Consider the following 5930-nt stretch of genomic DNA (forward strand, 5'->3'; position numbering starts at 1 on the left):
AAAGGATTGTCAAAACGGGAAAACTCACAAGTAATGGTAATAAATAAGGGATAGCGATAACGGTTTTGATAGTTAAACCCATCAAATTTATCCCACAAACGCTCAGCGGTTAGGCCGTCTTCTCCTCCATGCCCTAAATAGTTAAATACCAAAGCTCCTTTTTCAAAAGCATTACTCAAATCCAATTTGGCTTGCGGATACCGATCGCCCCCGGAAGAGGTTTGTTGCACATAGGAATCCAAAAATATCTTTCTAAAATTGATAAAAGGCTTTTGGGTATAAATGGCGTCAGTAAGTATATTTTGACGCACTTGGAGAGTCGCATCGGGGTCCTTATCGGCATCATCGGATATTGATACGTAATTATTGCGCCAACTTCCATACGATTGCAAATCGTGGTATTCAATTACTTTATTTACCATTTCAGCGGCTTGCTGAGGCGTGGAAACCAACATACGTCCCACCGCAAAATCGGCTGCAAAACCCGACAAGGGATCGCCCTCTGTAGCATCCATCAGAGCAAAAAAATCATCAGAGGCAAACGAACTTTCCCCCGAAAAATAGCTACTTAAGGCATGAAAAATTGGAACAATATTGGTGTTGTTGGATATTCTGTTTTTAAAATCATACGAAGCATCGCCAAACAAATTCAAATACTTCACCCGATTAGCCGGTTGCGAAGCATTGTAGTAAATATAGCGCATGAGGTTGCGAATGGCACCAATATCTTGTTTTCCGCTGTTAAACTCTTGATAAATCATGGGTAAGGTGACCACTTTGACATTGTAGCCATTATACGAACGATGAAAATTGGCCAAAACATCCGCCTGACTCTTTAAATTTTCGGGCGTTACAATGACGTAATCAATATCACGGAAAGTACCGTTATCGTCCAAGAACAAAGTCCCTTTCAAATTTTGATTGGCAACACCTGGATTGGATTCCCGCAAGGGTGTGAAATAATCTGCTTCTGAAACCGCAATAAATCGTTTGGGTGAACCCAAGGCTGTTTTGAACGAAAACGAAGCTCCCGTAGTATTGGAAACTTGCGTTACATTATAGATATCGCTGATGTCCCACACCTGTTGTACCGTGGAAGCATTGCTTATTTGAAACTCGCCAATTCCCGTAGTGAACGCTGCATTCTCGTCGGTAAATCGGAACTGTTTCCCTGTTCCCGTTAAATTGGAACGTGTCTTTAGAATAATATAATCCAAAAATCCACGAGCCGTAGGTACACCTTCATTATCAAAAGTGAGTTTCACGGTATAATTTTGAGTAGTGGCAACCGTGGTGTTTAGATTATTGTGAGACGCTTCGGTTCCAGAATCGGGGATCACGGCCGAGAGGTTTAGTGTACCTGCGTTTTGACCGTTGACGGCGACCTTAAAATTGGACGTCGCAAACGAATTGCCCCCCGCATGAATGGTCAACCGTGTCGAAGCTGAGTTGGAAACATTCGGAAATGAAAATTCAAACTCTTGTTCATTATCGGTACTGAAATTTTCACCAAACCAAACCCGTCCCAATCGCCCTATGTTATTTAAATCGACTTCATGGTAACGATAATCATCAAAAGTGGTAAATACTTGTGTGGGCGCTCCAGCAGGTTGAGTCATTGGAGCCATACGTTTTCCGTTATCAGCACCAGCCAGTACATAATAATAGGACCGATCCGCATAAAGATTCAAATGGGTTTCGTTTTCAGTGCTCCAATTATCCATTCCTTCACAATACATGAGAATGTAATCTTCATTATCAAAACTTCCATCAGCCTCTCCAACAAATTGAATGGCATTTTCTTCGGGATCAAAGGGAAAATCAACTTGATTAGATAAAGGCACCATACGACCCCCATGTCCAAAAATTTGAATTTTTCGCGGATCCGTATTCACAGGCACGCCCAAACTACTCAAGAAACTGCGGGTAAGTTTGTATACGCCTGACTTATCTACATAAAATCGTCTGATGGTTCCCGAAGACAACATTGAATTAGTCAAAGGGGGAATACTGTTGGTTTGTGGTTGCGTTACTTTATTAGAATTTTGAATCACATAACTAAAAGAAAGTAATTTCTGATATTGCCCGTTGACTTTCACAAAAGGAAACAAACGAACCTGAACCATCGGAACAGTTCTGTTGAAATAGGTAAAAACTTCTTTTTGTAAAGTTTCCTTTATGGCGGATTTATCCAAAATCCCCAATTCAGATTCGGACATGGGAGTATACACCGGGTTTTGAATGAGGATATCAGGATTGGGCAACCCGGAAGACGGAGTTAGTTTAAAGGTAAAATAAACCGCTTTTTTTTCAGCGTCAAATTCAAAACCATCATTGGAAAAATGAGGTATCGCAATAGAATTCAAGCCTTGTTTATAGTTTTGCTTGGTTGTCCAAATAAGCGTATGCTGCCCTGAATTTTGGGCATACGAAAAAATCATGGAGAAAATCCCAAAAAGAATAGCAACTTTTTTCATCACCATACAAACGTTGTTGTCAAAGGTTTATTTTGAAAAGGTAAAATTATTTTTTTCAAAGGTATACAATATCAAAAGAAATGTTACGTTTTGAAAAAGACGAAAAAAAATACAGTTTCTTAAAAAAGTAGTTGCAATATCAAGGTTAATTCTTATATTGCGCCACTGAAATTAATTACCTACTAACGAGTATGAAAGTAAACAAATTTATGGCAATGCGATGGTTTTTTGCGGTAATTTTGCTGGCCGTATTCTCCAGTTGTAGCAAGAAATCAAGCTCCAACAGCGGATCGAAAGCCACCGGCTGGAAAATTAACGACAAAAAAGGAGGGTTTCAATATGCCTCTAAATTCAAAAAACAAGAAACCGGTCCTGGATTGGTTTTAGTGGAAGGCGGTACTTTCACCATGGGTAAAGTGGCCGATGATCCGATGCACGACTGGAACAACTCCCCAAATCAACAGCACGTGCAATCGTTTTACATGGACGAAACCGAAGTAACTAATCTCATGTACATGGAGTACTTGGATTGGTTAAAACGTGTTTTTCCTCCAGAAGAAGAAAATTACAAAAACATTTATGAAGGTGCTATTCCTGACACCCTTGTTTGGAGAGATCGTTTAGGTTACAACGAAACGATGACCAACAATTACTTGCGTCACCCTGCCTATGCGGAGTATCCTGTAGTGGGTGTTAATTGGATTCAAGCGACTGAATTTGCAAAATGGAGAACCAATCGTGTAAACGAGGCTGTCCTTGAGCGTGAAGGCTATCTAAAAAAAGATGCTAAGGTTACTGAAGCGAAAGCAGATGCTACTTTTGACACCGAAACGTATTTAGCTGCTCCTACCAAAACTTTTGGTGGTAATGAAGAAGTAGTTTTGAAAGGACGTAGAGGTTCGAAAGGAAAAGCAACTACGAATGCCAAAGGAGAAACACAAGAGGCTAAAAACGTTTATGCACAACGAACCTCAGGGTTGATATTGCCTGAATATCGTTTACCTACCGAAGCAGAATGGGAATATGCTGCTGCGGCTGATATCGGACAGCGTGAATATAACATCTACAAAGGACAGAAAAAATATCCTTGGTCTGGTGGTTATACCCGCTCAAGCAAACGACAAATTCGCGGAGACCAATTGGCTAACTTCAAGCAAGGTAAAGGGGATTACGGTGGATTGGCAGGATGGTCTGATGACGGTGCTGACATTACCAACAAAGTAAAATCGTATCCTCCTAATGATTTTGGATTGTATGACATGGCTGGTAACGTAGCCGAATGGGTTGCCGATGTATACCGCCCTATCGTAGACGATGAGGCCAACGACTTCAACTACTATCGTGGAAATGTATATACCAAAAACAAAATTGGTGAAGATGGAAAAGTAGAATTAGTTACTGCCGAAACGCAGCGTTTTGACACGTTGCCTAACGGAAAAGTAATCTCTAGAAACTTTATCGGACAAATTGCTCAAGTAGCGGTTGATGAAAAAGAGACATATTTGCGTCAAAACTTTGTCAAAAGCGATCACAGAAACTACCGTGATGGGGACAAACAATCGACACGTTATTTCGATTTTGGTTCTGAAGGTGGCACTGAAGCGAAGTTAAAAGATGATCAACGCATGTACGATTCACCAAAACACAATGTAAGTGTAGACTCTATTGGAAATATGATTCGTAAATACGACCGATCCAATAAGCGTTCGACGCTTATCAACGACGATGTTCGTGTATACAAAGGAGGTTCTTGGAGAGACAGAGCGTATTGGCTTGATCCAGCGCAGCGCCGTTACTTCCCTCAAGATATGGCTACGGATTACATTGGTTTCCGTTGTGCGATGTCACGTGTTGGACCCAAATCAGATCAAAAGAAAACTGCACGCAACAAAAAGCGTTAATAATATCTATTAGAAAAAAGAAGCCCTATTTTTAGGGCTTTTTTTATATTTTTAAAACATGAATATAGCGAACTTGTACGAAGCTCTTTTGAGCTGCGCTTCACTCAGTATAGACACGCGTACCATTGGTCCAAATAGCCTGTTTGTGGCTTTAAAAGGAGAACGTTTTGATGCGAATTCTTTTGCCCAAAATGCACTTGATCTAGGAGCATCGTATGTTATCATTGACAATGCTGACTACTTTGTTAACGAGCGTACCATTCTTGTTGAGGATAGTTTAGTAGCATTGCAAAAATTGGCGCAATTCCATCGTAGGCAATTAGGCATACCCATTGTCGCACTTACCGGTAGTAATGGAAAAACTACAACGAAAGAATTGATTTTGGCTGTGCTCTCGAAAAAATACAACACCAAAGCCACCAAAGGAAATTTAAACAATCATATCGGTGTTCCCTTAACGCTTCTCAGTTTTACAAAAGAAACGGAAATAGGTATCGTTGAAATGGGGGCTAACCATCAAAAAGAAATCGAACTACTCTGTGAAATTGCTGAACCTGATTACGGCTACATTACCAATTTTGGTAAAGCACACTTAGATGGATTTGGAGGCGTTGAAGGAGTTATCAAAGGAAAAAGTGAAATGTATGCCCATTTATTTTCTAATCAGAAAATGGCCTTCATCAATGCCGATGATGCGATTCAATTGGAAAAAACAAATACACATCCTCGCTTTGCCTTTACTACAAAAGAAATCAATGCCGATGTTACTTTTGGCCCTATTGAAGCCAATCCTTTTGTGACTATTGCGTATCAAAATACTGTGATTTATTCCCATTTAATTGGCTTGTATAATGCCACCAATATTTGCGCTGCAATCACCATAGGAAACTATTTTAAAGTGGATACTGATGCGATTAAAGAAGCTATTGAAGGATATATTCCTGAAAACAACCGATCACAAATCATTCAAAAGAATAACTACGAAATCATATTGGATGCTTATAACGCCAATCCTAGCAGTTTAAAACTTGCGTTGGAAAATTTTATGCATTTAACCAAAACCCCCAAAATTGCAATATTAGGAGATATGTTCGAACTCGGTCCTGAAAGTGAAGAGGAACACCGCCAAATAGTACAATTAATTCCAGACTCTCCTGAACTAACATGTCATTTTATCGGTAAATGGTTTGATACCATTAAAACCTCACAAAACAACCTTCACTTTTATCCTGATTTTGAAGCTTTCAAAGCCCATTTCATGCCGCACCCACCTGCTTTAGTCCTTATTAAAGGAAGTCGCAGCATGGCCCTTGAACGTGCCTTAGAATTGTTATAAAAAAAAGCATTGTAAATTTACTTTTCTGCTTTATCGAAACTCATAATTCATAATTTAAAATTCAAAATTATCATAGCGTGCCCCTCCGGGTCGGGCAATCCGTTACAAGTCCGCGCTCCGTTTCCCTGCGCTGTGGGCTTTCCACTGCTTTCCCTCACGCGGGTCAGTGCGTTAAACAACCACCATTTAAAAAACTGCCAATGGGCAGGTTCTAAC

3 protein-coding genes are annotated in these 5930 nt (G+C 40.1%); 2 read left to right on the plus strand and 1 reads right to left on the minus strand.

The window, feature by feature from the left end:
* The coding region (porU, locus tag ABWO12_RS11935) for a type IX secretion system sortase PorU (protein ID WP_353089234.1) at window positions 1-2477 on the minus strand (2477 nt) is incomplete at its 3' end.
* A 191-nt stretch (window positions 2478-2668) separates the two neighbouring features.
* On the opposite strand from porU, the gene gldJ reads away from it, so the two are divergent.
* Together gldJ and ABWO12_RS11945 are read left to right on the plus strand one after the other, a co-directional pair.
* Window positions 2669-4378 carry a gliding motility lipoprotein GldJ gene (gene gldJ / locus ABWO12_RS11940; protein WP_353089235.1) on the plus strand — a complete coding sequence of 570 codons (1710 nt, stop codon included), beginning with the start codon at window positions 2669-2671 and terminating at the stop codon, window positions 4376-4378.
* A gap of 58 nt (window positions 4379-4436) precedes the next feature.
* Window positions 4437-5714: a UDP-N-acetylmuramoyl-tripeptide--D-alanyl-D-alanine ligase gene (locus ABWO12_RS11945; protein WP_353089237.1), complete on the plus strand. Its 1278-nt coding sequence runs from the start codon at window positions 4437-4439 to the stop codon at window positions 5712-5714.
* Window positions 5715-5930 lie beyond the last annotated feature (216 nt).

Origin of the sequence: Flavobacterium sp., assembly GCF_040379285.1 — a bacterium.
Taxonomy (GTDB): domain Bacteria; phylum Bacteroidota; class Bacteroidia; order Flavobacteriales; family Flavobacteriaceae; genus Flavobacterium.